At 47.2% G+C, this 22,542-nt stretch carries 20 protein-coding genes; 8 read left to right on the top strand and 12 right to left on the bottom strand.

All coding sequences use genetic code 11. From position 1 onward, the window contains the following. Positions 1-269: 269 nt before the first annotated feature. The 4 genes from AC58QG_RS22950 to AC58QG_RS22965 form a co-directional block, all read right to left on the bottom strand. A complete protein-coding gene (locus AC58QG_RS22950) occupies positions 270-1,103 on the bottom strand; it encodes a helix-turn-helix transcriptional regulator (protein ID WP_497364450.1) in 834 nt (277 codons plus the stop codon). Between the two features lie 431 nt (positions 1,104-1,534). Continuing rightward, a complete protein-coding gene (locus AC58QG_RS22955; RefSeq protein WP_497364451.1) occupies positions 1,535-1,780 on the bottom strand; it encodes a hypothetical protein in 246 nt (81 codons plus the stop codon). A 59-nt stretch (positions 1,781-1,839) separates the two neighbouring features. Further along, positions 1,840-2,592 carry a hypothetical protein gene (locus tag AC58QG_RS22960; RefSeq protein WP_497364452.1) on the bottom strand — a complete coding sequence of 251 codons (753 nt, stop codon included), beginning with the start codon at positions 2,590-2,592 and terminating at the stop codon, positions 1,840-1,842. 37 nt (positions 2,593-2,629) lie between these two features. Then, entirely contained in the window at positions 2,630-2,896 is a 267-nt protein-coding gene (locus tag AC58QG_RS22965; RefSeq protein ID WP_497364453.1) for a hypothetical protein, read from the bottom strand. A 167-nt stretch (positions 2,897-3,063) separates the two neighbouring features. On the opposite strand from AC58QG_RS22965, the gene AC58QG_RS22970 reads away from it, so the two are divergent. From AC58QG_RS22970 to trhA, 4 genes are all read left to right on the top strand, one after another. Next, a complete protein-coding gene (locus AC58QG_RS22970) occupies positions 3,064-4,158 on the top strand; it encodes a glycosyltransferase family 2 protein (protein WP_497364454.1) in 1,095 nt (364 codons plus the stop codon). Then, positions 4,155-4,784 (top strand): glycerol-3-phosphate acyltransferase, encoded by a 630-nt coding sequence (locus AC58QG_RS22975; protein WP_497364455.1) that lies wholly within the window; start codon positions 4,155-4,157, stop codon positions 4,782-4,784. Before AC58QG_RS22970 ends, AC58QG_RS22975 begins: the two co-directional genes overlap by 4 nt. A gap of 217 nt (positions 4,785-5,001) precedes the next feature. Next, the gene (locus AC58QG_RS22980) at positions 5,002-5,331 is read left to right on the top strand and encodes a hypothetical protein (protein WP_497364456.1); all 330 of its coding nucleotides are present in this window, start codon (positions 5,002-5,004) and stop codon (positions 5,329-5,331) included. 611 nt (positions 5,332-5,942) lie between these two features. After that, on the top strand, positions 5,943-6,587 hold the full coding sequence (trhA, locus tag AC58QG_RS22985; protein ID WP_497364457.1) for a PAQR family membrane homeostasis protein TrhA: 645 nt from the start codon (positions 5,943-5,945) through the stop codon (positions 6,585-6,587). On the opposite strand, the gene AC58QG_RS22990 is transcribed toward trhA, so the two are convergent. Continuing rightward, a complete protein-coding gene (locus AC58QG_RS22990; RefSeq protein ID WP_497364458.1) occupies positions 6,582-6,821 on the bottom strand; it encodes a hypothetical protein in 240 nt (79 codons plus the stop codon). The two genes, trhA and AC58QG_RS22990, sit on opposite strands and share 6 nt — an antisense overlap. A 162-nt stretch (positions 6,822-6,983) precedes the next feature. On the opposite strand from AC58QG_RS22990, the gene AC58QG_RS22995 reads away from it, so the two are divergent. Together AC58QG_RS22995 and AC58QG_RS23000 are read left to right on the top strand one after the other, a co-directional pair. Beyond that, positions 6,984-8,417 (top strand): HEAT repeat domain-containing protein, encoded by a 1,434-nt coding sequence (locus AC58QG_RS22995; protein ID WP_497364459.1) that lies wholly within the window; start codon positions 6,984-6,986, stop codon positions 8,415-8,417. A gap of 219 nt (positions 8,418-8,636) precedes the next feature. Then, the gene (locus AC58QG_RS23000; RefSeq protein WP_497364460.1) at positions 8,637-9,899 is read left to right on the top strand and encodes a stalk domain-containing protein; all 1,263 of its coding nucleotides are present in this window, start codon (positions 8,637-8,639) and stop codon (positions 9,897-9,899) included. A gap of 87 nt (positions 9,900-9,986) precedes the next feature. Here AC58QG_RS23000 and AC58QG_RS23005 read toward each other — a convergent pair whose 3' ends face one another. Then, positions 9,987-10,826 (bottom strand): helix-turn-helix domain-containing protein, encoded by an 840-nt coding sequence (locus AC58QG_RS23005; RefSeq protein WP_497364461.1) that lies wholly within the window; start codon positions 10,824-10,826, stop codon positions 9,987-9,989. Positions 10,827-10,830: 4 nt separating this feature from the next. After that, positions 10,831-11,484: a TetR/AcrR family transcriptional regulator gene (locus AC58QG_RS23010; RefSeq protein ID WP_497364462.1), complete on the bottom strand. Its 654-nt coding sequence runs from the start codon at positions 11,482-11,484 to the stop codon at positions 10,831-10,833. Positions 11,485-11,627: 143 nt separating this feature from the next. On the opposite strand from AC58QG_RS23010, the gene AC58QG_RS23015 reads away from it, so the two are divergent. Next, positions 11,628-13,127 carry a DHA2 family efflux MFS transporter permease subunit gene (locus AC58QG_RS23015; protein ID WP_497364463.1) on the top strand — a complete coding sequence of 500 codons (1,500 nt, stop codon included), beginning with the start codon at positions 11,628-11,630 and terminating at the stop codon, positions 13,125-13,127. Positions 13,128-13,181: 54 nt separating this feature from the next. Here AC58QG_RS23015 and AC58QG_RS23020 read toward each other — a convergent pair whose 3' ends face one another. From AC58QG_RS23020 to AC58QG_RS23030, 3 genes are all read right to left on the bottom strand, one after another. Then, on the bottom strand, positions 13,182-14,636 hold the full coding sequence (locus tag AC58QG_RS23020; protein WP_497364464.1) for a stalk domain-containing protein: 1,455 nt from the start codon (positions 14,634-14,636) through the stop codon (positions 13,182-13,184). A gap of 480 nt (positions 14,637-15,116) precedes the next feature. Next, positions 15,117-18,083, bottom strand: coding sequence for a DEAD/DEAH box helicase (locus AC58QG_RS23025; RefSeq protein ID WP_497364465.1), 2,967 nt, complete (start codon positions 18,081-18,083; stop codon positions 15,117-15,119). Beyond that, entirely contained in the window at positions 18,080-19,636 is a 1,557-nt protein-coding gene (locus AC58QG_RS23030) for an SWIM zinc finger family protein (protein WP_497364466.1), read from the bottom strand. Before AC58QG_RS23030 ends, AC58QG_RS23025 begins: the two co-directional genes overlap by 4 nt. A gap of 212 nt (positions 19,637-19,848) precedes the next feature. On the opposite strand from AC58QG_RS23030, the gene AC58QG_RS23035 reads away from it, so the two are divergent. Then, a complete protein-coding gene (locus AC58QG_RS23035; protein WP_497364467.1) occupies positions 19,849-20,223 on the top strand; it encodes an IDEAL domain-containing protein in 375 nt (124 codons plus the stop codon). Positions 20,224-20,470: 247 nt separating this feature from the next. Here AC58QG_RS23035 and AC58QG_RS23040 read toward each other — a convergent pair whose 3' ends face one another. Continuing rightward, a complete protein-coding gene (locus AC58QG_RS23040) occupies positions 20,471-21,262 on the bottom strand; it encodes a 3'-5' exonuclease (protein ID WP_497364468.1) in 792 nt (263 codons plus the stop codon). A gap of 49 nt (positions 21,263-21,311) precedes the next feature. Next, positions 21,312-22,463: an MFS transporter gene (locus AC58QG_RS23045; RefSeq protein ID WP_497364469.1), complete on the bottom strand. Its 1,152-nt coding sequence runs from the start codon at positions 22,461-22,463 to the stop codon at positions 21,312-21,314. Positions 22,464-22,542 lie beyond the last annotated feature (79 nt).

The following is a 22,542-nucleotide window of genomic DNA, read 5'->3' on the forward strand; positions in this document are numbered from 1 at the left end:
GTGACGCAAGGTGCGCGAGTTACTTAAAGCATTAGATGGATTTAATACAGTTAAATTTGCTGAAATTCTTTTCAGAAGCCGAATAGCTGTATAATCTACAGTTAATTGGCAGCATCTTGGCCGAAATGAACAAAAGAGGCAGAATTAACTACATAAATTCCATTTTAATCAAGTTTCTGGGGGGATTTCGCAGGAATAGCTGGATAATATCCAGTTATTCGTGTTGCAAGTTCGAAGCCCGAAGCCCGACTAATCACAAGCATGACTATCTAGGAATAAATCAAATTCGCACAAAACTGGGTTAAACTTTGCCCCGTTTTTTTCTTGAACATACGTCCAAAGGTATGGACATCGGAGTAGCCCACACGATCCGCAATTTCACTGAAGGAGAGGCTGCTGTGAATGGCCAACTCCTTCGCTTTGTTGATGCGGATCCACGTCAAATACTGCATTGGCGACATGCCGACATGCTGGCGGAACAAGGTCAAAATGTAGTTCTTGCTGAGGCCGGATACGTCCTCAAGTTCTCTTATTTGAATCTCCCGACTGAAGTGTTCGGTAAGATAGTTTTTGATCAAGACGAGCTTCGGCATGGTGAGCGCGTCTGTTTTGGTGCGAGTTGTGCCAGACTCGACAGCTTGAGCTGCTTCAGCAAGAATGCGCATAAGCAAGCTTTGGCAATGCATCTGATGCACGAGTCCGGGCTGGCGATAATGCGAAACTAGCTGCGAAAGCATCGTTTCTACTGGGTGATCCGCAAAATTGCCGAGGATATGCTTATGCTTGAATATTTCCTCGTACGGGAACGCGGATGTGCCAAAGTGGAAGACCAGTGAAATACACACATAAGGGCTGTGGTCCGCCTTAATGATCGAGTGCCGCTCATTCGGACGATGAAATAAGAGATCGCCGCGATGCGTCTCATAAGGATTATCGCCAACAGGATAGTGGGCAAAACCATCCACCACATATTGCAGAATAAACTGCGTCATTTCGCGATCACGGATCGCCCAACCCTGTGGCGCATGGAACATATGAGCAAGTGTGATGTAGGGTGGGAAATGGTAATCGGAAAGCATTCCTATCGTTTCTACGGGCGGCAATATACTAAGGTTGGAGGCCAGAATAATCAGCACCTTTCTATATGCTTTATTGTAGCATGAAGAGATGGTTTTGCAGAGTGCCTTTGGCAACAGAAAAGGAGGTTCATGATGAAGGGCGGCGTTATTAAGGAGATGGGCGATACCAGTTCTGTTCATGCTGAGCCAAAATCGGATTATTCGAGGTTTTTATTAGATGATGTGTCTTTTGCGTAGATGGGGATAGTTGGATTGATGAATAACAATTTCTGTTATTTGTCAGTAGATCTTACGATCTATAGAGATAGTGCGAGTTTAATTCATCACTTATCACATGAAGAGTCAGTTCGCCAGCCGGCACGTGAGCATTTAAGGCCCTTTCGGGGCCTAAAAGCGCCCGAAGCGCCCGAAGTCCAGCGCGGCCAAGACTTTAACGCCCCTTTTGGGCGCTAAAGTCAGTTCGCCAGCCGGCGCATGAGGCAATAAGGCCCTTTCGGGGCCTTAAAGCGCCCGAAGCGCTCGAAGTCCAGCGCGGCCAAGACTTTAACGCCCTTTTTGGGCGCTAAAGTCAGCTCGCCAGCCGGCGCATGAGGCAATAAGGCCCTTTCGGGGCCTAAAAGCGCCCGAAGCGCCCGAAAGTCCAGCGCGGCCAAGACTTTAACGCCCTTTTTGGGCGCTAAAGTCAGCTCGCCGGCCGGCACGCAAGCCGCCCCTGAAACAAAAAAACTTCAGCCCCCACAGGGCTGAAGTTCCACCAATCTTATTCCGTCACCTTTTGCATCTTGCCCGGATTGTTAATCTTGTAAGGCACCGGATGCTTGCTGAGCTTCTTAGCAACGATTTTGCACTCGAACGTGACGGTGTCGCCGATCGCGAGCTCAAGCTTTTTGAGCGTTGCACTGTGGCTCGACCAAGCGGTGCCGATGTCCAAGGCTGGCTCGAGGATAGAAACAGCTTCATAGATGATGACTTCATCATCCGTATCCGAGAAGTTGTTCGGTACGGTCGTAAACTCCGTGACCGTCGCCTTCATTTTCACTTTCTCCTCAGGAAGCTCCAGCTTAGGGGCTTTCTCTTTTTTTGTTTTTTCCTTCGCAGGCGCTTTCTCAACAGGTGCTGCCTGTCCATCTTCCGTACTTACCTCAGCTTTAGCGGCTTTTGCTGATTTGGCTGGTTTTTCTTCTGGCTCAGCGGTTTCAAGCTCGTCCACTGCAACAGCGTCATCAGCCAATGCGGCTCCACGCTGGCTATAGTTTGCTGCCTGCATTTCCTTCAAATAGGAAGGATGAATACAGTGCAATTGCTTCGTATCCAATTCAATAACAGCAGTCATGGGATCCACAAGACCCACAATATTGCAAGCCACATTGAGGCTATTACCTTTATAGAAGAAGGCTTTCGCTTTTGTCGCTTTGTCGGATACTAAACCCCATTCTTTACATTGTTCGATCAGCTCGGACTCTTCATCAAATCGAGTAAACGCAGCTGGTTGAATCGCGAACGCATAATCCATATGTAATCAACCTTTCTATTCTATATAGAGGGAAAGCTTACTTCACTTTTTCCTCATTGTCTTCATCATTGTCTAGATCTGTGAACTCATCATTATCATCATTGTCTTCTTCAAATTCGTTTTCTTCTTCTAAGCGGAAATCATCGGTCTTTTCCCCGTCTTCCCAAATCTCCACGAAAAGTGCATCGCAATTTTCAAAATCAGCCGGCTTGAACGCAAGCGCTTTTTCCTCATCGGGACCGACATAAACATTCTCAAGTGTTTCCCCATCAAAAGAGAGGATGACATAAATTTTCATAGGCATGGTGTGCCTCCTAATAGGTGATAAGCATTATTATAACATACCGAGTGAATTGTTCGCATGAAGAGCGATTGATCTTTCATATACATCAATATAGCCTGTATGCCCCGATCACTGAAGGGATCATTCAGTATTCGTTGACGCTGGGATGTGAAGGAGGAGTTCTAAGGATGGCATTTCTACTCTTATGTATCATAGGATGTCTGTCTGGTTTCTTGATTTTCAGAAGACATGTGATACCTCGCTGCACTGATCAAGCTCTGAATGAGGTAAAGCTGTCTATTATTATTCCGGCTAGGAATGAAGCAGACAATCTGCCCCACCTTCTTCATGCCCTGAAAATTCAAACCCTAGTACCCTATGAAATTATTGTGGTGGACGATTTTTCGGAGGATCATACGAAGGAAATCGCTGAACATTATGGTGTTACCGTGATTTCTAATCCCAAGCTGCCAGAAGGGTGGACGGGCAAAAACTGGGCTGTATGGAATGGCTATTCCCACGCGACCGGTGATCTCATTGCTTTTTTGGACGCAGATATTCGATTTGCACCCCGAGCATTAGAATGTTTAGTTAAAGCGCGGAATAAATTAGGTGGAGTACTGTCCGTTGTTCCCTACCATTATACGGAGAATCTAAGAGAGAGGCTGGCACTCATTTTCAATGTGCTCGGCGTATTCGCATTTACATCACCTTTTGAAAAAAACAATGCACAGAAGGGGCTCTATGGGTCCTGTATTTTAACGACGAGGGAAGATTACGAATCGATCAAAGGCCACGAAGGCATCAAGTCGGAAATGATGGACGATCTGAATCTCGGTGCTACTTATGCACGGGCAGGTATTCCTGTCAACAATTTTATCGGATATGGGCTGGTCTCTTTTCGGATGTACCCACAAGGGATGAAAAGCCAGATTCAAGGCTTCGGCAAAGGCGCCGTTTTAGGAACGTCAAAGCTCAAAGCAGGCACACTTACGCTAACCGCGATTTGGGCTATCGGGCTGATTGTTTCATCAGCTTTCCCCTTTTTCCTAGCAACCTCATGGGGCATTCCGCTGCTTATCGGCTACCTCATTTACATGGCACAGCTCTTTTATTTTGTAAAATACGTTGGTATTTTCGGTTTTGTTACACCCGTGTTGCACGTAGTGTCTACGTTATTTTTCATTATGGTCATGCTGTACTCGATGTATCAGGTCGTGTTTCTCGGGCATGTAGCATGGAAAGGGCGGCACGTCAAAGTAGGAAGCAGGCGAGAGCAATGATCATTCTGTGGACGATTTGTGCTTTTGTATCGGGTGCGCTGATGTTTAGCTATTGGCTCGGTCGGTTGGCTCGGAAAAACCTCCAAACCGTTGGAGACGGCAACCCAGGTGCCCTCAATTTATGGAAAGCGGCGGGATATCGGCTTGGTATTGTAGGGGTATTACTCGATTTTGCCAAAGGGTATCTGATCATCTTATTGGCCGTTGAGGTTGGCGGGATGTCAGGGTATGGACTTATTCCAATCGCGCTTGCGCCGATCTTCGGGCATGCGTTTTCACCATTCTTACGTGGAAAAGGGGGCAAAGCCATTGCTGTCACCTTCGGCGTCTGGAGCGGGTTGACACAGTTTGAAGTGTCACTCGCACTGGCCATTATTTTGGCAATCATGCTAGGAATGATGAAGGTTATAACCAAATGGAAACCGATCTCGTCGGAAGCCGATGGTCAGCAGGTCGTGATCGGCATGCTGCTGTTGGGCGTTTATTTGTATATGAGAGATGCTGCGGCTATGTTGTTATGGATATGGGGAGGGAATACGCTGCTTGTCATGCTCAAGCACCATAAAGAATTGGCTGTCTTTGTGCAAAGGAAAAATAAAGAAAAAGAAGGTTCTCGGCCTTCGTGATAAATGATTGTGCGCAATTGATTATTGAAGTGTGGACTGCAAATTTGTTTTGCGAAGAGTCATGGAGTTTGGTATTGTGAAGATAGACATGATTGACGCGTGAAGCACACGCCGTTAGCTCCTTTTTGCCGGGGCTGGCGGCGTTTTTATTTTATTAGGAGGCGGTCGGTGTGTTCGAGAAGGAGTTCAAAGCAGTGTAGGTGGTCAGTGGCTGGAGATGCTGCGAAGGGATCTGACGGGATCGAAGAAGCTTTTAGCGGAGGTGTTGCTGCCTGTTTTGGGGACGTTTGAAGGCTTGGAGCTTGAATTTGAAATGTTAAGTTTGTCAGGGGTGAAGATATATGGGGACGTGTGTCATCCCAAGCTGCGGATCGTGTTCGAGGAGGACAGCTTTGTCACCCACGCTGAGAAAATTACGAGAGACCGTTTCTCATTCGAAAAGGCGCGGGCACGTTCAGTTGCGATACTGGGGTACACTTACTTTCCATATAGCCGGGATGAGCTAGAGAAAAAGCCGAGTTTCTGCCAAAGAAATCTATATATATGAATTAATCGGCCGAATCGGAAACGTGGAGGGGGCTGGGTTGTACCAGCTGCCGGTATATGAGCGGGAAATTTTAAGGTGCTCTTTGCTGGTCAATAAGCCTTTTCAAGTGAATGATGTGTGCGGATGGCTTCAGCTTAAAAGAGAGGCATGTGGGAAAATCTTGCGAAAGATGGAAGGGAAAGGACTGGTTCGTCCCATAGGCGGCGGCTTAAGTAGAAGCCATAAATTCTTTATTACTGAAAAAGCGGTAGTACTCTTGCATGGTAAAAAATGAGGGAAGTGGTTGGTTAGTCGATGAAACCGACTAAATCAGGTGCGCAAGAGGTAAATAGAGAGGAGTTAGTCGATGAAACCGACTAATTCGAGCGCGTAAGAGGCAAAAGGAGAGGAGTTAGTCGATGAAACCGACTAACTCGGGTGAGCCAGTGGCAATTGGAGAGGAGTTAGCCGATGAAACCGACTAACTCGGGTGAGCCAGTGGCAAAAGGAGTGGAATTAGTCGATGAAACCGACTAAATCGAGCGCCCCTGCGGCAATTGAAGTGGACATACATACGCGCACCCTTCCTTGGGAAAAACTAGGGCATACATGCGAAAGGAGTGCCTTGGCTTATGGAGGATCAACTTGCACGCAAAGAAGAACGCTTAAACACGGTCAGCCATGGAATCGGCGTGTGTTTAAGCGTCTACGGGCTCATTCTGCTGCTTCAGCGGTCTGCGCTTTTTGAAAATTGGCTATACACGGCAAGCAACGTGGTTTTCGGTGCTTCCTTCTGCTTACTCTATGTGTCCTCGACACTGCTGCATGGCATTCGCTCACCCAAGTGGGCAAGACGCTTCGAAAAGCTGGACCACGCTGCGATTTTCATCGCCATGGCAGGTTCCTACACGCCTTTTCTGCTGATCACCATCCAAAGCCGACTAGCGACTGAGTTGCTGATCGTGATTTGGGCGCTAGCCTTCGGCGGTGTAAGATATGTGCATGTTATCATTGGGCGATTTATGCCATGGGGGCTGCTGGTTTATTTAGGAATGGCCGCGTTCATGACGCTCTTCATCATTCCCTTATATGTACGACTGCCTCATGTGGCTTTTACTTGGCTAGGACTCGGGTTGATGAGCTATCTTATTGGTGTCCCTTTTTTCCTCTGGCACAAATTACGCTATCACCATACGATCTGGCACCTGTTTGTGCTGGCTGGAAGTGCCTGCCACTTTATTGCTGTGTATAGCTACGTAATGCCCGCGCTTCTATAAGCTAGGACCAATTCGTTTAATACTGGACTCCTGATGGCCAAGCAGTTCAGCCCTCGTCAACTCAAGTTTATAATGATCGCCGCGGCCCTGAATCCCTTCAATATTGTGTATATGAACATTCGCCAACCTCAATGTCTTGCGTGGCTTGCCGATAATATCTCCATATTTGGAAGCGGTTCCACCTTTGGGAATGAAGGTAGTGGAGACCGTATAATAAGCACGTTTCTCATTCAAATTAGCACAAGATTAAGATTATTTTGGCGAAGTGTAAGGCGGATAATAATACCTTAATTTTGTGCTAGCACGGATTAAGATTGTTTATTTATTGTCCGAATCATCATTCATATAATAAAGGCAAGATACACACATTCCTAACATGCCAAGGAGGCAGAGACAATGCAAAGCAACACACCTTTATTATTGACTGATGAGCAAATGAGAACTTTTATTACGAATGGCTGCCTAATTCTCAAAACGGATTTTCCACGTGAATTCCACGAAAGTCTAGTTGAGCAATTGAACACGGTGTATACCGAAGAAGGCAATCCAGGCAACAATCTTTTGCCTCGTATTCGTGAATTGAGCAAAGTATTCGATCATCCCGTTGTAACTGGTGCGTTAACCAGTGTGTTGGGACCTAATTATATGATGCATGCGCATCGTCATGGACATTTCAATGCCTCTAGTGTAGCTGGTGGTTGGCATAAAGATAGCTATTGGGGTTATAAAAGGATGCGCAACCATCACCCGCAATGGGCGATGATTATGTATTTCCCACAGGATACACCTGTGGAATTAGGACCGACGGGCGTACTGCCAGGCACGCAAAACTATGAGTCTCGTACTTTTGAAGGAAATGAACCAGAGGCAGAGGTTCTGGCGAGTGGGGAAGCGGGGACTTTTGCGCTAATTCATTATGATATTTGGCACCGTTCTACTCCGAATGTGCTGGGTCAGCCACGTTATATGTTGAAGTTCGAATTCATGCGCACCGAGCTGCCGCAATCACCAAGCTGGAACAATCAAGAGAGCGGATGGCGCAAACCGGAGGGGTTACAACTGCCGATCGCTGAGCACGATTTGATGTGGGAAGAGACGTGGAATTGGCTGTCTGGACAAGTCGGCAGCATCGCCAATACAGTTGTTTCCGATCCAGATCGGATCAAGGAATTGGCAGCGGGGTTGAGCAGCTTCGAGCCAGATGCGATTAATGCGGCTTATGAGCTTGCAGCAAGCGGTCAACGTGGTGTAGACGCATTGCTTCAAGCACTTCATAGCGATGATAAAAATGTATCGCGAATTGCTGCTTATGGCTTATCCGTAGCGGGAAGCGAAGCGGTAGGCGGATTAATTGCTGCGATAGCGACGGGTAAGAATGAAGGAGCGGAAGCGAATTCCGAGGAGATCATCGCGCACGCCGTGTTCGCGCTTGGTGAACTGAGAGGACTTGCAAGCGAGGCAGTACCTGCACTTGTTAGTTTGATGCAGCATCCGTCAGAGACGATTCGCTGCGCTGTGGTTGATGCTCTTGGCCTTATGGAAGCAGGACACGATCAAGTGGTGAACTGCTTAGGGGATGCGCTGCAGGATGAAAGTGCGCAGGTACGGTTCATGTCCAGCTTGGCCCTGTCCCGTTTAGGGGCACGTGCAGAGGCAGCGATTCCACAATTGGAAATCGCACTGGACGACGAGAACCGCTATGTCCGTGCACATGCGGCGGAATCCTTGCGCTACGTTGGAACGGAGCGCGCGAAGGATACACTCATTAAGTTCTTGCTAGGCACGCGTTGGTGTCCGACAACGACAGCGAAGAATGCGTTTTATCCGTAAGCGCGCGGATAGGATCGAAAGAAACGATCTATACCCATGGATAACATGGGATAGATCGTTTTTTTTGTATGTAGTTCCACATCTCCGCAAGAGATGCAAGAACTTAATGGACTAAGTCCCAAACAGTCAGATACATACGAATCGTATGTAGTGGAAAAAAATAACTATAGTCATAAATTGAGAGCTTGGTGACATAACCAACTATACTAGGAGGCAATAATGAAAAGGTATTATTTGGCACTAGGGTTAGCCTTAATATGTTTTTTTACCGTAATGGTAACTCAAGGATTTGCTTTTGAAGGAAGAGACCTGGTGTGGAAGTCTAGTAAACCTATTAATCGTGTGGAGACGGCGGTTTCTGGGGCTCTTGCATGGAATGGCAGTCGATATATTGCAGCAAGAGGTGAGGGGAATAAAGGATCAATCTGGACGTCAACCGATGGGGAATCATGGGAAAAAGTATGTAGTTATGCCAATCAACTTCATGGGGCTGCATGGGATGGAAAGCAGTTTGTAGTTGTTGGTGCCAAGAGTATTCTGATCTCACGGGATGGGCTTAAATGGACAGAAGCATTGACCGGACATATGGGGTGGTTTTATGGGATAGAAAGCAATGGGAGCAGATCAGTTGCTGTTGGCTATGATGGCAGTATTGTTACTTCTCTGGATGGGGCAAAATGGGAGGATGCAATTTATAAGGCGGAAGGCGCTCTGACAGATATACTCTGGGATGGGAAACAATTTGTAGCAATCGGGTCAGAGATCATTACATCGCAAGATGGGAATCACTGGTCCAAACAAAACATCAATCCAGCACATTTGTTGAATCGTGTTTCCTGGAATGGCGTAATGTATGTGGCTGTGGGGAATAACGGATTGATTTTGACTTCTGATGATGGTCATGTATGGACACCAAGAGAATCACATACCAACAAGTTCATTGAATCTGTCATATGGGATGGGAAACGATTTGTAGCACTTGGATCAGATCTGATGTTATTTTCAGAAAACGGGATGATATGGAATGAAGTTGATTCAATGATTAAGCAGCATATCTATGATTTACATTGGAACGGATATCAATATGTTGGTAGTGTAAGCTTGGAAGTAGGAATTACAGCTGTACCCTTAGATATTATCAAAGTAAAAATAAATGAAAGACCAATCATCTTTGATGTGGTACCCGCAATCATAAAGGATACAACTTTAGTCCCTTTAAGGGCAGTATTTGAAGTGCTAGGTGCGGAAGTCAAGTGGAATGAGATAACTCAATCTGTAACGATTACAAAAGGGGAAACTGTAATTATGCTACAAATTGACAAAAATGAAGCTTTGATAAACGGAGAACATAAGCTTCTTGAAGTTCCTCCAACCATTGTAAACGGAAGAACGTTCGTCCCCGTAAGGTTTGTTTCTGAAATCCTTGGAGCCAAAGTAAGGTGGAATGGTGAAAACAATTCAGTAGAAATTACAACAGAATAGACTCCTTCATATAAATAGAGACCACACGCCGATTGCTGTAGGTCTCTATTTGCTATTATTGGGCAGTGCAAACAAACGCAACAAAACTCATCGCGGCCGCAAATCGCGGAACGCCGTTGGCTTAAACCCCGTTTGTTCTTTGAACATACGGGAGAAGTAAGACAATTCCATGCCGAACGAATCGGCAATTTGGGAGACATTCAGCTCTGTCGTCAGGAGCAGATCTTTTGCTTTTTCCGAGCGCAGATGGTTCATATATTGAATCGGAGAGTACCCCGTAAACTGTTTGAACGCGTTGATGAAATAATTCGGATGATAATGCGCGAGCTGGGCCAACGTTTCGATTGAAACCTGCTCTGCCATATGCTGTTCCATGTAACGCAGAACCCCATTCATTTTCTCATGCGTTGGCGTCGTTGCTAGATTCAGCTTTACGGAAGCATTGCCATCGATAAATTCTGCGATAAGCTCATGGAGAATGCCCGTGACTCGGAATTCGGCTGATAAAGCATCACTTCGACGATAAGCGATCAGCTTCTCGAATGTTTGTTGAAGCGCTGCTGGATCCTTAACGACAATCATGGGGCTGGTGTGCAAAATCTGAAAGAGATCCAAATCCCCGATTTTCGCTGTGAAATGGGACCAATACTTACCAAAGGTATGATCACTGATCGTCCCATAGGCTTGGTCGCTGCCAGCAGGAAGAAGGTAGAGCTCGCCGGGCCGCGGATAGTAGGTTTGATCGCCTATTTTAACAAAACCTTCACCTTCCATAATGAAATATAGCCGATTTACTGGACAGGCGGGGTTCTCATCATTCCAACTTCTCGATACTTTCGTATAGGCCGCATAGTCGACATCAATTCTTGCTTTCGCAATATATTTCTTCCAAAAGGTACGCTGGCTAGCATTCATATCTGATTTCATAGATTTATATTCCTTTTACAAAGAGTCGACATATGCCTTCAGTAAATTGCTGTTTTGTATAGCCAAGTACGTCTTTATGAAACATATATTGTTCTGGAAAAAGCGAAACGAGAATGGTATTGACTGTTAGCGTGACATCAATTTCGTCAATCTCGCCATGCTGAACCGCATGTTGAATCAGTGGAACTAGGATATTGTGTAGTCTGACAAAGAAAGGCTTTTTGAGAATGCTGACGCTCCGTTTGTCCGCATGCATAGATGAGATAACGGAAAGAAGTGTGACATTCTCATCGACGAAATCAATGACATCATGGATGCAATCGGATAACCGAGCCATGCCTGATCCGGCGGGATCAGTTATCGTGTACTTCTCCTCAAGTGAGTCGATAAACCGTGTCGTTGTGGACTTGATCAAATCACTGCATACATCTCCAATATGCGTATAGCGGCGATACAAGGTTCCTTGGCCCACACCGGATTCTTTAGCAATTTGATGCATGGTTACGTTATCTATATCATTCGTTTCCAGAAGCGTACGAGCAGCAGAAAGGATACGACGACGATATTCTGTATCGCGTTCCCCACGGCGGCTGATTGGTGGGTTGGCTTCTTTATCGGGTTCACAAAATAAGGGATGATGATCATCTGGATGTTTCATTTCTTCGTTCCTCCTGGTCGAGAGATCCTCCATGAAAAAATCATTTGACTTTGCGGACAATTGTCCGTAATATGAGATAGCGGACAATTGTCCCGTAACTATTGTAACACTGAAGAGAGAGATTGTCTAAGGAGGAGTTAGGAATGAGTCAAACTGCTGTATCCGGTGGAACGGAGCCGGAATTTAAGATTACGAGCATCTTAGTGCCACTAATTGCGATTATTACGGGCATTTTCATGGTTATCCTCGACACGACAGCAATGAACGTTGCCTTGTCAAAGTTGGTCGTTGACTTTAAAACAGATCTGCCTACAATTCAATGGGCGGTTACGGGCTATATGCTGGCATCCGCTGCGGTAATTCCATTAGCAGGTTGGTTATCTGACCGTTTTGGAGCGAAGAATGTCTTTTTGACATCCGTACTGCTGTTTACGATTGCTTCCCTTTTATGTGCGACGCCAAACTCCGCTGAAATGCTGATCTTTTTCCGCATTCTGCAAGGTTTAGGCGGAGGTTTTGTAATGCCTGTCGCGATGGCTTATGTATACAGACTGAGTCCCCCTAACAAAATCGGGCAAGTTATGGGTATGCTAGGTGTACCTATTTTATTAGCTCCAGCTATTGGACCGATCTTATCGGGTTGGTTAGTTGAATACCATTCTTGGCACTGGATTTTCCTCATTAATCTGCCTGTTGGCATTTTCAGCTTTATTTTCGGTTTATGGAAATTACCTGTTGTTGCACGCAAAAAAGTTGCTGGCTTTGACCTGCCAGGGATGATCCTAGGTCCGATCGCTTTCGCATCATTATCCTACGGGATCTCGCAGGGAGCGTCAGGCTGGACTTCCGATAAAGCGCTTGGTGGTATTATCGTTGGTGCAGTTGCCCTTATAGCGTTCGTAATTGTTGAGCTTAGAACAAAAATTCCATTGCTTGAGCTTCGCGTATTCAAATCATTCGATTTTTCATTTAGTATATTCATTCAATGGGTGATCCAATTCTGTATGTTTGGGGCGATCTTCCTTCTCCCACAATTCCTACAGCAAGCCCGTGGTTACGGTGCGTTTGATACAGGCTTGACGCTGTTCCCACAAGCAATCGCTTCTGGACTTATGATGCCAATTGGCGGTTATTTGTTTGATAAAATCGGCGTTCGTTGGTTGGTCGTCATCGGTCTTACACTGGTCTCTGGGGCGATTTTCCAATATTCACATATGGATTTGAGCACCCAAAGAACGGATCTCATTCTTCCGCTAGCGATGGCGGGTGCGGGTATGGGGCTCATGATGATGCCAATCAACTCCCATTTAATCAAAAAAGCACCGCAGGACCTTGTCAGTCGGGTTACTTCGTTGACAAGTGCCATGCAGCAAGTTATTAGCTCGTTCGGTGTTGCGATCGTGGTGACGATTCTGACTTCACGTGTGACAACGTTGATTACGGAGCAGAAGCTACCTGTTGGTTCCCCAGCAGAAATGCAAAAGTCGATGCTATCCGTAGCTCCTGATGCATTCGGGTATACCTTCACATGTATGATGATTATCGCAATGTGCGGAGTCGTTCTTGGTCTTTTCCTGCGCCGCGGCAAGACGGAAGCATATCAAGAAACGCGTACAGACGTAGCGTTGGAAGGATTACACTAAAATAAAAAAGGCAGCCCGCAAGATTTACTTGTGGCTGCCTTTTTTATTTGTTGCTTAGGGTAGTTTCACTGATGCGCGGTACAGCTTGCTGTTCCATTCGACGGTGCTTTTGAGCGATTCTGCAACTAAGCGAAGCGGGACATACATCCGGCTGTCACTCATAATTTGCAAGGGGACAGGCACAGATACGGACTTTCCGTTCACCGTAGCGACGGAGCTGCCATCCTTCAGCTTCAAGGTGACGCCAGCATTAGTGATGGTGGCTGTTCTAGTAGCAGCATCCCACGCAAAACTAGCGTTCATCGCCGTGATAAAAGGACGAATCGGCACGACCGTTGTTTCTTTATCGATGAAACCGGCAAAATCCGAAATGTATTGACCGTTAATATCAATTTGAACTTTAGGCTTGTCCAGTTTGCGAACGACGAGCACGTTACTGAGTTTTCGACCAGGATAACTCATCATCGTCCCATTCGCATAAAGACCAGAGCTGGAGCCGCCATCCATATTCATCGCTTCTTTTAATCCAAGTGCTATAGCAATTGAAGCAAGCTCTGACAAGGTGGCGCTCGGGACTGTCCCCATTACGAGCCGATTCGAGCCGTCGATCCCAACGAAGCTTCTAGCAGCGGAAGATTGCGTAACTTTAGGGTCCGTGAAACCATCTCGTTTCACATTGATATCCGAAGCACCGTTCGTTACGAGCTTAGGACCAACGCCGATCGCGGACAGCCAGGTTTTGGCATCAAGATTACTTCCGCCCTCACCCTTCGCAATAATATCCTTCGTGATTCTATCACCTACATCCAGCTTGGTCAGAACATTTTGCTTATTGTTGGCACTGTTACCGACAAATAACACATATCCGCCTGCCGGTACCGATACGGAATCTTGCGTAATGCGAGTGACAAGTCCATCGCTGATCACTACTTTGGTCCCATTGGGAAAGCCGATCCAGCGGCCAAAATCCGGCGTATACCAGACAATCTGGTCGGTGCTCGTATCGCCGTAATATTTGTTAATCCCCCAAGGATTAATCGTGTAAGTACCGCCACCTTCGCTTGTGCGAATCGCAATGTCGAGGTTGACGAACTGAATGTCCGGCACCTTATCTTTGTTCAGGAATAGCGTCTGATTTTCCCCAGAATGCATGGGCTCGCCAGATTTCAGCAGCGTCCCGTTGGGGTAGCGGATATAAGGATTAGACTCATACGCGTTGAAAAAAGTTCCGTTAATCGCAGCGACACCGTTCTCACGCTCAACGATGGATTGCATGGCTTCGTCATGTCCAATCCCGCCATCAGCTAAGGCAGGAACGAGCTCCAGCGTTGGATCGGTGAGATCTACTGTAACCACAGGAACATTGAAGTTTTTGCCTGCAGCGTAAACTAATTTCGTAACGGCATTAACGGAAGGGGAGTATGCGGCAGATGCTGGTGCACCTCCGGCGACAAGTGCTGCACTCAGAAGTAGGGAAGTAGTGGGAATGAAAAGTTTCCTATAAAACATAAGCAGGGTCTCCTTTAGTAAAGTGAATGTCGAAACGTGATGAAATATATACAGTCTATCATACCATTCGGATGAGCTGTGGTATTTAAGACGCATGAGGATCGAGCGTGTCTAGTTTAAGACGCGTGAAAAGGTGGGGCTGGAGGCATATGACTTACATGTAGCCGCCGAAAATCCAGCGAACCGAGGACTTTAACGCCCTTTTGGGCGCTAAAGTCCTGTGCGCGGGCTGTTGTGAGAGAAATAAGACCCTTATCGGGCCTTAAGTGCCCGAAACCGCCGAAAAGCCAGCGCTCCGAAGACTTTAACGCCCCTTTCGGGCGCTAAAGTCCGCCCGCTAATCGCCGCGCGAGCGGTAGCGCCCTTCACGGACCTTGTAGCCCCAACGGCCTGCCCCCCAAAACAATGCAAAAAGGGCAATCCCCGCGTAGAAGAATCTACACGGAGACTGCCCCTATGGGTGCACAGCTGCACCCTATACTACCAAGACTTCCGCAGGGTAAATAAATCCTGCAGCTCATCATTCGAAAGCTCGGTAATCCAGCCTTCGGAAGAGGAGATGACGTTGTCGCTGAGGCTCATTTTGCTCTCGAGCATCTCGTCAATCCGTTCCTCGAGTGTGCCGAGCGAGATGAATTTGTGGACCTGCACGTTCCTCGTTTGGCCCATCCGATAAGCGCGGTCGGTCGCCTGGTTCTCTACCGCGGGATTCCACCAGCGGTCGAAGTGGAACACGTGGTTCGCCGCGGTCAAGTTCAACCCGACGCCGCCGGCTTTCAGCGACAGCACAAAAATATTCGGTCCATCGCCATCAGCGGCTTGGAACCGGTCAATCATGCGGTCGCGCTCCTGCTTCGGCGTGCTCCCGTTGAGGTAGAACACCGGCTCTCCGCGCTGCTTGGAGAGCACATCCGCCAGCATGCGGCCCATGCCTACATACTGGGTGAAGATCAAACACGAATCGCCCTCGTCGCGGAGCTCATCGACCATCGCAACAAGCCGCTCCAGCTTCGCAGAGCGCTGCACGAGCGCTTCGCGTCCATTTTCGCTTTGCAGCATCTCCTCAGCCAGCTCCGCTTCCTTCGTGAGCAGCATCGGATGATCACACAGCTGCTTTAGCTGTGTGAGAGCGCCAAGAATCGCGCCTTTGCGCTCCATGCCCTCGAGCTTCTTCATGCGCTCCATCAGATCCTTGACGGTCTGCTCGTACATCGCGCCTTGCTCTGCGGTCAAATTGATGTAGACCTTCATTTCCAGCTTATCTGGCAAATCGAGCTGGATGGCAGGATCTTTCTTTTTGCGGCGCAGCATAAAAGGTTTAACCAATTGCTGAAGCTGCGCGGTCCGTTCCGTATCCTGATGCTTCTCAATCGGGTTCGCGAAGCGAACTTGAAAGCCGCGCTGGTTACCGAGGTAGCCGGGATTAAGGAAGTCATAGATCGACCACAGCTCTGATAATCGATTCTCAATTGGCGTACCCGTAAGAGCTATGCGATGAACGGCGTTCAACGAACGAATCGCAGCAGATTGTTTGTTTTGGGCGTTCTTAATATTCTGTGCTTCATCCAAACAGAGGGAACTCCATTTGTAAGGCTGAAGTGTTTCTTGATCCATAAGTGCAGTCGTGTAGGAAGTAAGGACAATATCTACACCCTGCAAAGCATCATCCAAAGCGCCGCCACTCAATCGGCCTTTCCCGTAGTGCAGCATGACATTAAGCTCGGGAGCGAAGCGTGCAAGCTCTTTTTGCCAGTTGCCAAGCACGGAAGTTGGACAAATCAGTAGAGCAGGCTGCTCAGAAACTGGTTTGTGATGTAGTAAATAGGTAATGAATTGAACGGTTTTTCCAAGTCCCATATCATCGGCCAAGCAAGCGCCAAGCCCGAACTTCCGCAGGTAACTTAGCCAAGTAAACCCTTGGTGCTGATAACCCCGCAGCTCAGCGCGCAACCCTTGCGGCACAGGAATGAGCTCTAAATCGGAAGGCTGCCCGAGCTGCCGAATCAAAGCCATCAGATGCTCATTCAGCTCAACCTCTAGCTGCAAGCGAGCCTCTTCTTCATAGTCCAACTCCTCAGGACTTTCGCCATCCCATGAGGACTTGATCTTATCTCTTTCCAACTCACTCAATAAATGGAGCTGGAAAATATCTTGCAGGGACAATCCCTCAGCTGGATCAATGCTATCCATCAATCTGCGAATCTGATCGAGAAAGGCTGGATCCAAATAGATCCATTGTCCACGGAAACGAATAAGCCGCTCATTACGGCTAAGCAGATTGTTGAATTCCGTCTCGCTTAATTCGGAATCACCGATGGCAATCCGCCAATCGAAGTTGACGAGGGAGTTCATGCCGAACAAAGACTCGCTTTTACCGCCGCCACCAGCTCCTCCGCCAGCTTCAGCAGCAACCTTAGCGCTTAGTCGAGGCTTACGTTTGGCAGCCGCTTCCCACCAAGCAGGAAGCATAACGTTCCAGCCATCTTCGAGCAAAAGGCGGCTATCCTTGGTCAGGAACGTCCATGCCGAATCATCGCTCATTGGATGTGCGAGCAGTTCGCCATCGTCCGCCATGCGAGGCAAGGCTTCGAGTAAGCGTGTTACCCAACCGGGGGCACGCTCAACGACGAATGGGCTCCATTCCGATGCCCAAGCGCCCGAAGCCGTTCCATCCACATGCAAGCGAATCGGCGTGAGCAGTGTGCTGTCTTGTTTATCTTGGAGGACGAGCCGCAGTCGCCACTCGTCTTCAAGTTCATCAGGCTCAAGCAGCTGCAGCGCTGGTCGGAACGGAGCTAGGTCCGGACGCCATCCCATGGCAGAGAGCCATTCATTTTCTGTAAAAGCTGCGGGAGAATCGTCAGCCAAGGTTGTCTTCCGGTTAGCCGTGAACAAAGCCGGATAATCCCGGCGCAAATCCGCCATAGCGGCTTCATCCGCATAGTGAGCGTCAACGACCGCAGCTGAGAATGCCGCGCGTAATCCCTTCAAGCCTTCGCCAAGGTCATCCATGCTCTCTAACAGGGTCCAATCGACTTCAGCAAGTTCTTCTGAGCTGCGATCCCACGTCCAAATTAACTGACCATTGCGGAAATCCTCATAGCTTGGCACATACTGGCCTTTTTGAGCAGCTTCATAGAGAATCGGGGCTACACGTAACATATGTTGTGCGGATTCTGTCCCCATCTCCCAGCTCACTATGTCGATGAAGTTCGGAGCTGCAAAGAAAGGGAGCACTTGCTCCACAGGGAGAATCGTCACGGCTAGCTCTCCAGCTTGTTTTGTCTCAAGCAGAGTGCCGTAGAGAGATGGAGCATGCCAAGTGAACAGCAGCTTACGAAAATGGTCGCCAGAGACTTCTCTTCCATCTTTGAACCCCCATAGCAAGGCATCTCCACCATCCGTTAGGGACATACATAATGACATTTCATGCAGTTTGGTACTCATTCTAACAGCTTCCCTTTCTTCAATTCTTCCTGCAAGGCGCGCAGCCTGCTAAACCGACTGACGAATTGGGTGAAGAATGCTTCCCATCGTTCGGGTTGCTTCATTTTTTTATATACTTTCTCTAAACGCTTCAAGAGACGTACGGCTGATTTGTAATCATGACGGTTTTTGAGCCGAATATAGTGCTCCACAGCTTGGTGATAATAAGGGAGGAGTAGCTCAGGCGACTCCTTCTCAATGGGCTGCAGGACATTCACGCGATGTGTGAACGGGTCGTAGCCCTGCGCGATTTGCATTTCGATCCATGACTTCCATTTGCGTTGTTCATAATAGAACGCCTCGATAATGCGATAGGAGGCAGGTAGTAGTTCCACTAACGACGCCCACATCTGGTCATCCGCATCAGGAACGTGAGCAATTGCGACTTTCCAATAGGCAGCGTAGGATTCGATGTCATGATGCCTTTTGCCACTATAGAATGAACTTAATCTTCGCAGCCAATGCACAATTTCATGCCACTTCTGAACATGTTCCAAGTAGGCAAGGAATGGGATAAAAAGAAGCGATGGCGCATCCTTGAAGGAAACGTGTGACGTAATGGCACTCCAAGCTTTATCAGACTGCGATTGACGAAGATAGAGGAAGGCTCGTCCTGCGCACAGTGAAAGAGAGAGTTCCGCGGCTTCCATCGCTTCGAAAGCAGCTACCTCTGTGGCGATTAGGCTATCATCACGTGGAGCCTTAAAAGCCCAAAATGTCGTAAACACCCGAAAGTGGTGCAATTTCTTCGGTGATTCAATGGCCATTTGTGCGCGAAGATAAGCGAATGTCTGCGTCAATCTTTCTCTATGCTGGTCGCCATCCAAGCCACTTGCAGGTTCCTTCAACCAATCATCGAGTTCATCACTCAAATGATAAATGGTTGCGGCCGTGTAGAACGTGACACCAGCTTGCGCGTTCTGTTCGACAATTTTGCGCAGGATAAATAGTCTCTGATGCAAATCGAAATAGTACAGATCCGTCTCGGAGAACGGAATTGCTGTTCGTTTGAGATTAGCAAATTGTCCTCGCAGCAATTCAACATAATTCCATTGATCGAAAGAAGGTTTGAGGTGATAGGTGTAATGCTCCATGAATTTGTGCCAATCATCCACAGTCATCCCTGGTAATTGCTCCAAGGCTGACACCGATGAAGATTGAGCAGCTACACGTTTCAATGCCATCTTGGCATTCATGATTTGGGAAGCTGGATAGCCTTGCCGATCTGCCAGTTCCATCAAGGCTGCCGCCACATGTTTGCAAGCTGTCTTAACAGGGCAGGTGCAGGAGCTGGCTTTCAACTGATTGAGGTCAATTCCAACCATACACTTCTCGCCAAACTCTTCCACGACGGCGTTAACCTTCTTCATTTCAGAAGAAATAATAAGAGACGTTACCATCTGCTGTTTATAGAAATGAAAGCCTCGACTTAGCGTAACTTCGTTATACGTTTCAGCGATATATTCGAGTAATTTCGACCATTGGTCATCATTTAGAACGGGTGTAGAAGACATGAGTAAACTCCTTCGGATACTTACAATAGGAACACATGTCTCTATTATAAAATGTTGAGATCAACTTGTAAATTTTACAAGAGCAATTTATACTTTGCATACTTCATTTCAAATGGATGCCTCAACTAAGTGTAACGTTCACTTGACATTTTATACTGTAATAATTATAATTACAGTATGCAGTAACATTTCTAGTGAAGGTGGCGAGGCGTATGTTGAACGTTGCAATTAGTGATTGGGTTGTCGCAACAACAAGTGAAGATGAATTGGTTCATGGGTATGTAGAAGCGATCGCTTTGCAGCATGGTATCGCCTTCGTACATGTCATTGCTTCTGATCAAGATGAAATCATTGGCCATCAAATTGAAGTGAAGCTTTCCAGTGTGAAGGCATTACCCGTAAGTGGTCTGGATACGGAGGCTAGTGTTCGCAGTATGATCGACATTGCCCTTGAAATCAAAGATCATCAGTGGTTTATGGAGCTAACGGATACCTTGCTTTCCTTGCAGTCCAATGAATCCAAGACGACCAAAGACAAAGTGATCCACGGTTTCTACTCGAACCGTTTAGGTGTGGATCAGCTGTAATCTCGGCATGAGTAAACTTATAGCGATGGAACTCATAGATGAGCGACCGCCAATATACACGATAACTTGCTTAGCAAGCTTATTCGGTAGATTGGCTTTTTGTTTTACAGGGAGTCGGAGGGGACGAATAGAGGTCTTCAGCATGTAAAAGGGAACGGCGATCCATGGATGAGCAGCAATGAAACTGCTGCATCCTAGTTACGGAACGACGATCCCTTATTTAGACGATAATGTTGTTGTGCATTGGTTAATTTGATGTCGCGGTATTCCCCGCCGGCTTCCCAGGTGGCACGCCTTTCGCGACTTCCGCGGCGAATAGCGTCTGCATTTCGGTGACCTTCTTGACGTCAGCCGCCTCGATTTTATCCGCGAAATACTTTTCTACGAATAGCTCCCAAGTCGGAACGACTTTCTGAGTTGTAATGGTCTTCACGGCTGTTTTGATCAGGCGCCGTTCTTTCGCATTCGTGTACATGTCGACGTATTGTTGTTTGCGATCGAAGTCGAGCTCGGTGAAGATGGCGCGGAACACCTCCGCCGTCATGCGGGCATCGTCCAAGGCACGATGGGCAGATCCCTCAGCCTCGATATTAAGATCGAGAAGCGCGGCTTCCACGCTGACGTCATTCGTTACTTTTTTGAAGCGAGTGAACCCCTTCAGTAAGTCGAAATAGCCGACAGCCATCCAATAAGCATCATCTAGCTTGTGCATGCGGGTATCAAACACGATTCGTTTGACATCTTCGCCGCCCCATGTGACCAGCAGCAGCTCCTCACTCCGATTGAGCCATTCCAAGAAATCAGTAATGACCTTGCGGAAACCAGCAGCTTCATCAATATCTTCTTGGGGAATTCCTGTTTTCTTCTTAATAAAAGCATTTAATTTGGAGAAATAGACCGGTTTAATCAAAGCTGAGAATTCATCCACTTGCTGAAGAGAAGCGTCTAGACGAACAGCGCCAATCTCGATAACCTCCATCGGTAGATCACTGGCAAACTTGCGGCCGTTAAATTCGATATCTAATATAATGTAATCCATGTTGTGGGCCCCCGTTTCATCTCTATCCTATCATTTTAGCAGAAAATGCTTAGGTTGCCAGCTTCTGTTTCCGATACACGGATCGCAGGGCTAAGCTAAACAAGAAACCGGAGAATGACATGACCGATACCCAGATAAATAATGTGTGTCCACCGAACTGTTGATAGAACCATCCACCTAGGTAAGAAGCGACAATACTCGAGATACCGAAGAAGATAATCGCAAGCACGGTTTGTCCCGTAGCACGCCATTCTTCTGGGACAATCTGATATAAATATTGAATCGCCGCCGAATAGAAAATAGGGAATGTGAACGTTTGGAGAAGCTGGATCGCAACGAGCACATGCGGGTCGGTTACCCAAGCGCTGATGAGGAAGCGCAAGAAATAGAAGAAAGCTGCGAATGATATAAGCGCTAATTCTTTGCCTTTGCGCAGCCACCAGAAGCTTAATGCAAATACTAGAATTTCACTCCCAGCTGCTAGGAAGAAAGCAATACCGACCAAATGGTTGCTGCCGCCTAATTCCCGAATATAAACCCCGAGAAACGTATCGTTAATCCGTTGTGGAACGGCACAAATGAAGATGAGTACCATAAACCATATGGTTTCTCTATTTCCAAGGAAATTACGAAGACTGCGAAGGGAAATCGGCTTTCCTGTAACAGGCGCATCGGGTAGAGCCAAACATATGATGAGGCTGATAATCCCAATGCCGCCGAAAAGATAGGCTAAGCTATGTATACCTAAGTACTGTGCGGCATAACCGACAATTAATGACATCACGGCATAGCCGACAGCACCGAATGTACGGATGGAACCATAACTCGTGCCGAGGCGTTCCGCGGTTTGGAAATTAAGGCTTTCCGTTAATGGATCTAAAGGCATTAAGAAAAAGTAGAGCAGCATGGTAAATAGAAGCAAAACGATAAAGTTCTTGGAGTCATACAGCAAGTAGCCGATAATCGTTGAACAGAAAATGAGAAGCAACATGATCTTCTTGATGGTTTTCGTCCGATCGCTTATCATGCCCCATAATGGCTGTGAAAAGATAGCGATGAAGCCACCTGTCCCGATGATAAGTCCTATACGCGATGTGGAAAGTCCTTGTGCGTCTAAGTAAACAGGCAGAAATGAAACAAAAAGTGCAAGTAAAGCAAAGTACATAAAGTTAAATGATCGTAATAAGTTTGATGAATGCATGATGACCTAACCTTCCTTGATGAACTAGCGCAATGCTGTCGTAAAGGTACATTCTATCACGCCCAGCCAAAGTTGCAAA

The organism is Paenibacillus sp. J22P169 (genome assembly GCF_059691995.1).

Excerpts from the sequence above, each read along its gene's own strand:
- AC58QG_RS22960 (WP_497364452.1), bottom strand. The coding sequence starts at position 2,592 with ATGGATTATGCGTTCGCGATTCAACCAGCTGCGTTTACTCGATTTGAT.
- AC58QG_RS22965 (WP_497364453.1), bottom strand. The coding sequence starts at position 2,896 with ATGCCTATGAAAATTTATGTCATCCTCTCTTTTGATGGGGAAACACTT.
- AC58QG_RS22970 (WP_497364454.1), top strand. The coding sequence starts at position 3,064 with ATGGCATTTCTACTCTTATGTATCATAGGATGTCTGTCTGGTTTCTTG.
- AC58QG_RS22975 (WP_497364455.1), top strand. The coding sequence starts at position 4,155 with ATGATCATTCTGTGGACGATTTGTGCTTTTGTATCGGGTGCGCTGATG.
- AC58QG_RS22980 (WP_497364456.1), top strand. The coding sequence starts at position 5,002 with ATGCTGCGAAGGGATCTGACGGGATCGAAGAAGCTTTTAGCGGAGGTG.
- trhA (WP_497364457.1), top strand. The coding sequence starts at position 5,943 with ATGGAGGATCAACTTGCACGCAAAGAAGAACGCTTAAACACGGTCAGC.
- AC58QG_RS22995 (WP_497364459.1), top strand. The coding sequence starts at position 6,984 with ATGCAAAGCAACACACCTTTATTATTGACTGATGAGCAAATGAGAACT.
- AC58QG_RS23000 (WP_497364460.1), top strand. The coding sequence starts at position 8,637 with ATGAAAAGGTATTATTTGGCACTAGGGTTAGCCTTAATATGTTTTTTT.
- AC58QG_RS23005 (WP_497364461.1), bottom strand. The coding sequence starts at position 10,826 with ATGAAATCAGATATGAATGCTAGCCAGCGTACCTTTTGGAAGAAATAT.
- AC58QG_RS23010 (WP_497364462.1), bottom strand. The coding sequence starts at position 11,484 with ATGAAACATCCAGATGATCATCATCCCTTATTTTGTGAACCCGATAAA.
- AC58QG_RS23015 (WP_497364463.1), top strand. The coding sequence starts at position 11,628 with ATGAGTCAAACTGCTGTATCCGGTGGAACGGAGCCGGAATTTAAGATT.
- AC58QG_RS23020 (WP_497364464.1), bottom strand. The coding sequence starts at position 14,636 with ATGTTTTATAGGAAACTTTTCATTCCCACTACTTCCCTACTTCTGAGT.
- AC58QG_RS23025 (WP_497364465.1), bottom strand. The coding sequence starts at position 18,083 with ATGAGTACCAAACTGCATGAAATGTCATTATGTATGTCCCTAACGGAT.
- AC58QG_RS23030 (WP_497364466.1), bottom strand. The coding sequence starts at position 19,636 with ATGTCTTCTACACCCGTTCTAAATGATGACCAATGGTCGAAATTACTC.
- AC58QG_RS23035 (WP_497364467.1), top strand. The coding sequence starts at position 19,849 with ATGTTGAACGTTGCAATTAGTGATTGGGTTGTCGCAACAACAAGTGAA.
- AC58QG_RS23040 (WP_497364468.1), bottom strand. The coding sequence starts at position 21,262 with ATGGATTACATTATATTAGATATCGAATTTAACGGCCGCAAGTTTGCC.
- AC58QG_RS23045 (WP_497364469.1), bottom strand. The coding sequence starts at position 22,463 with ATGCATTCATCAAACTTATTACGATCATTTAACTTTATGTACTTTGCT.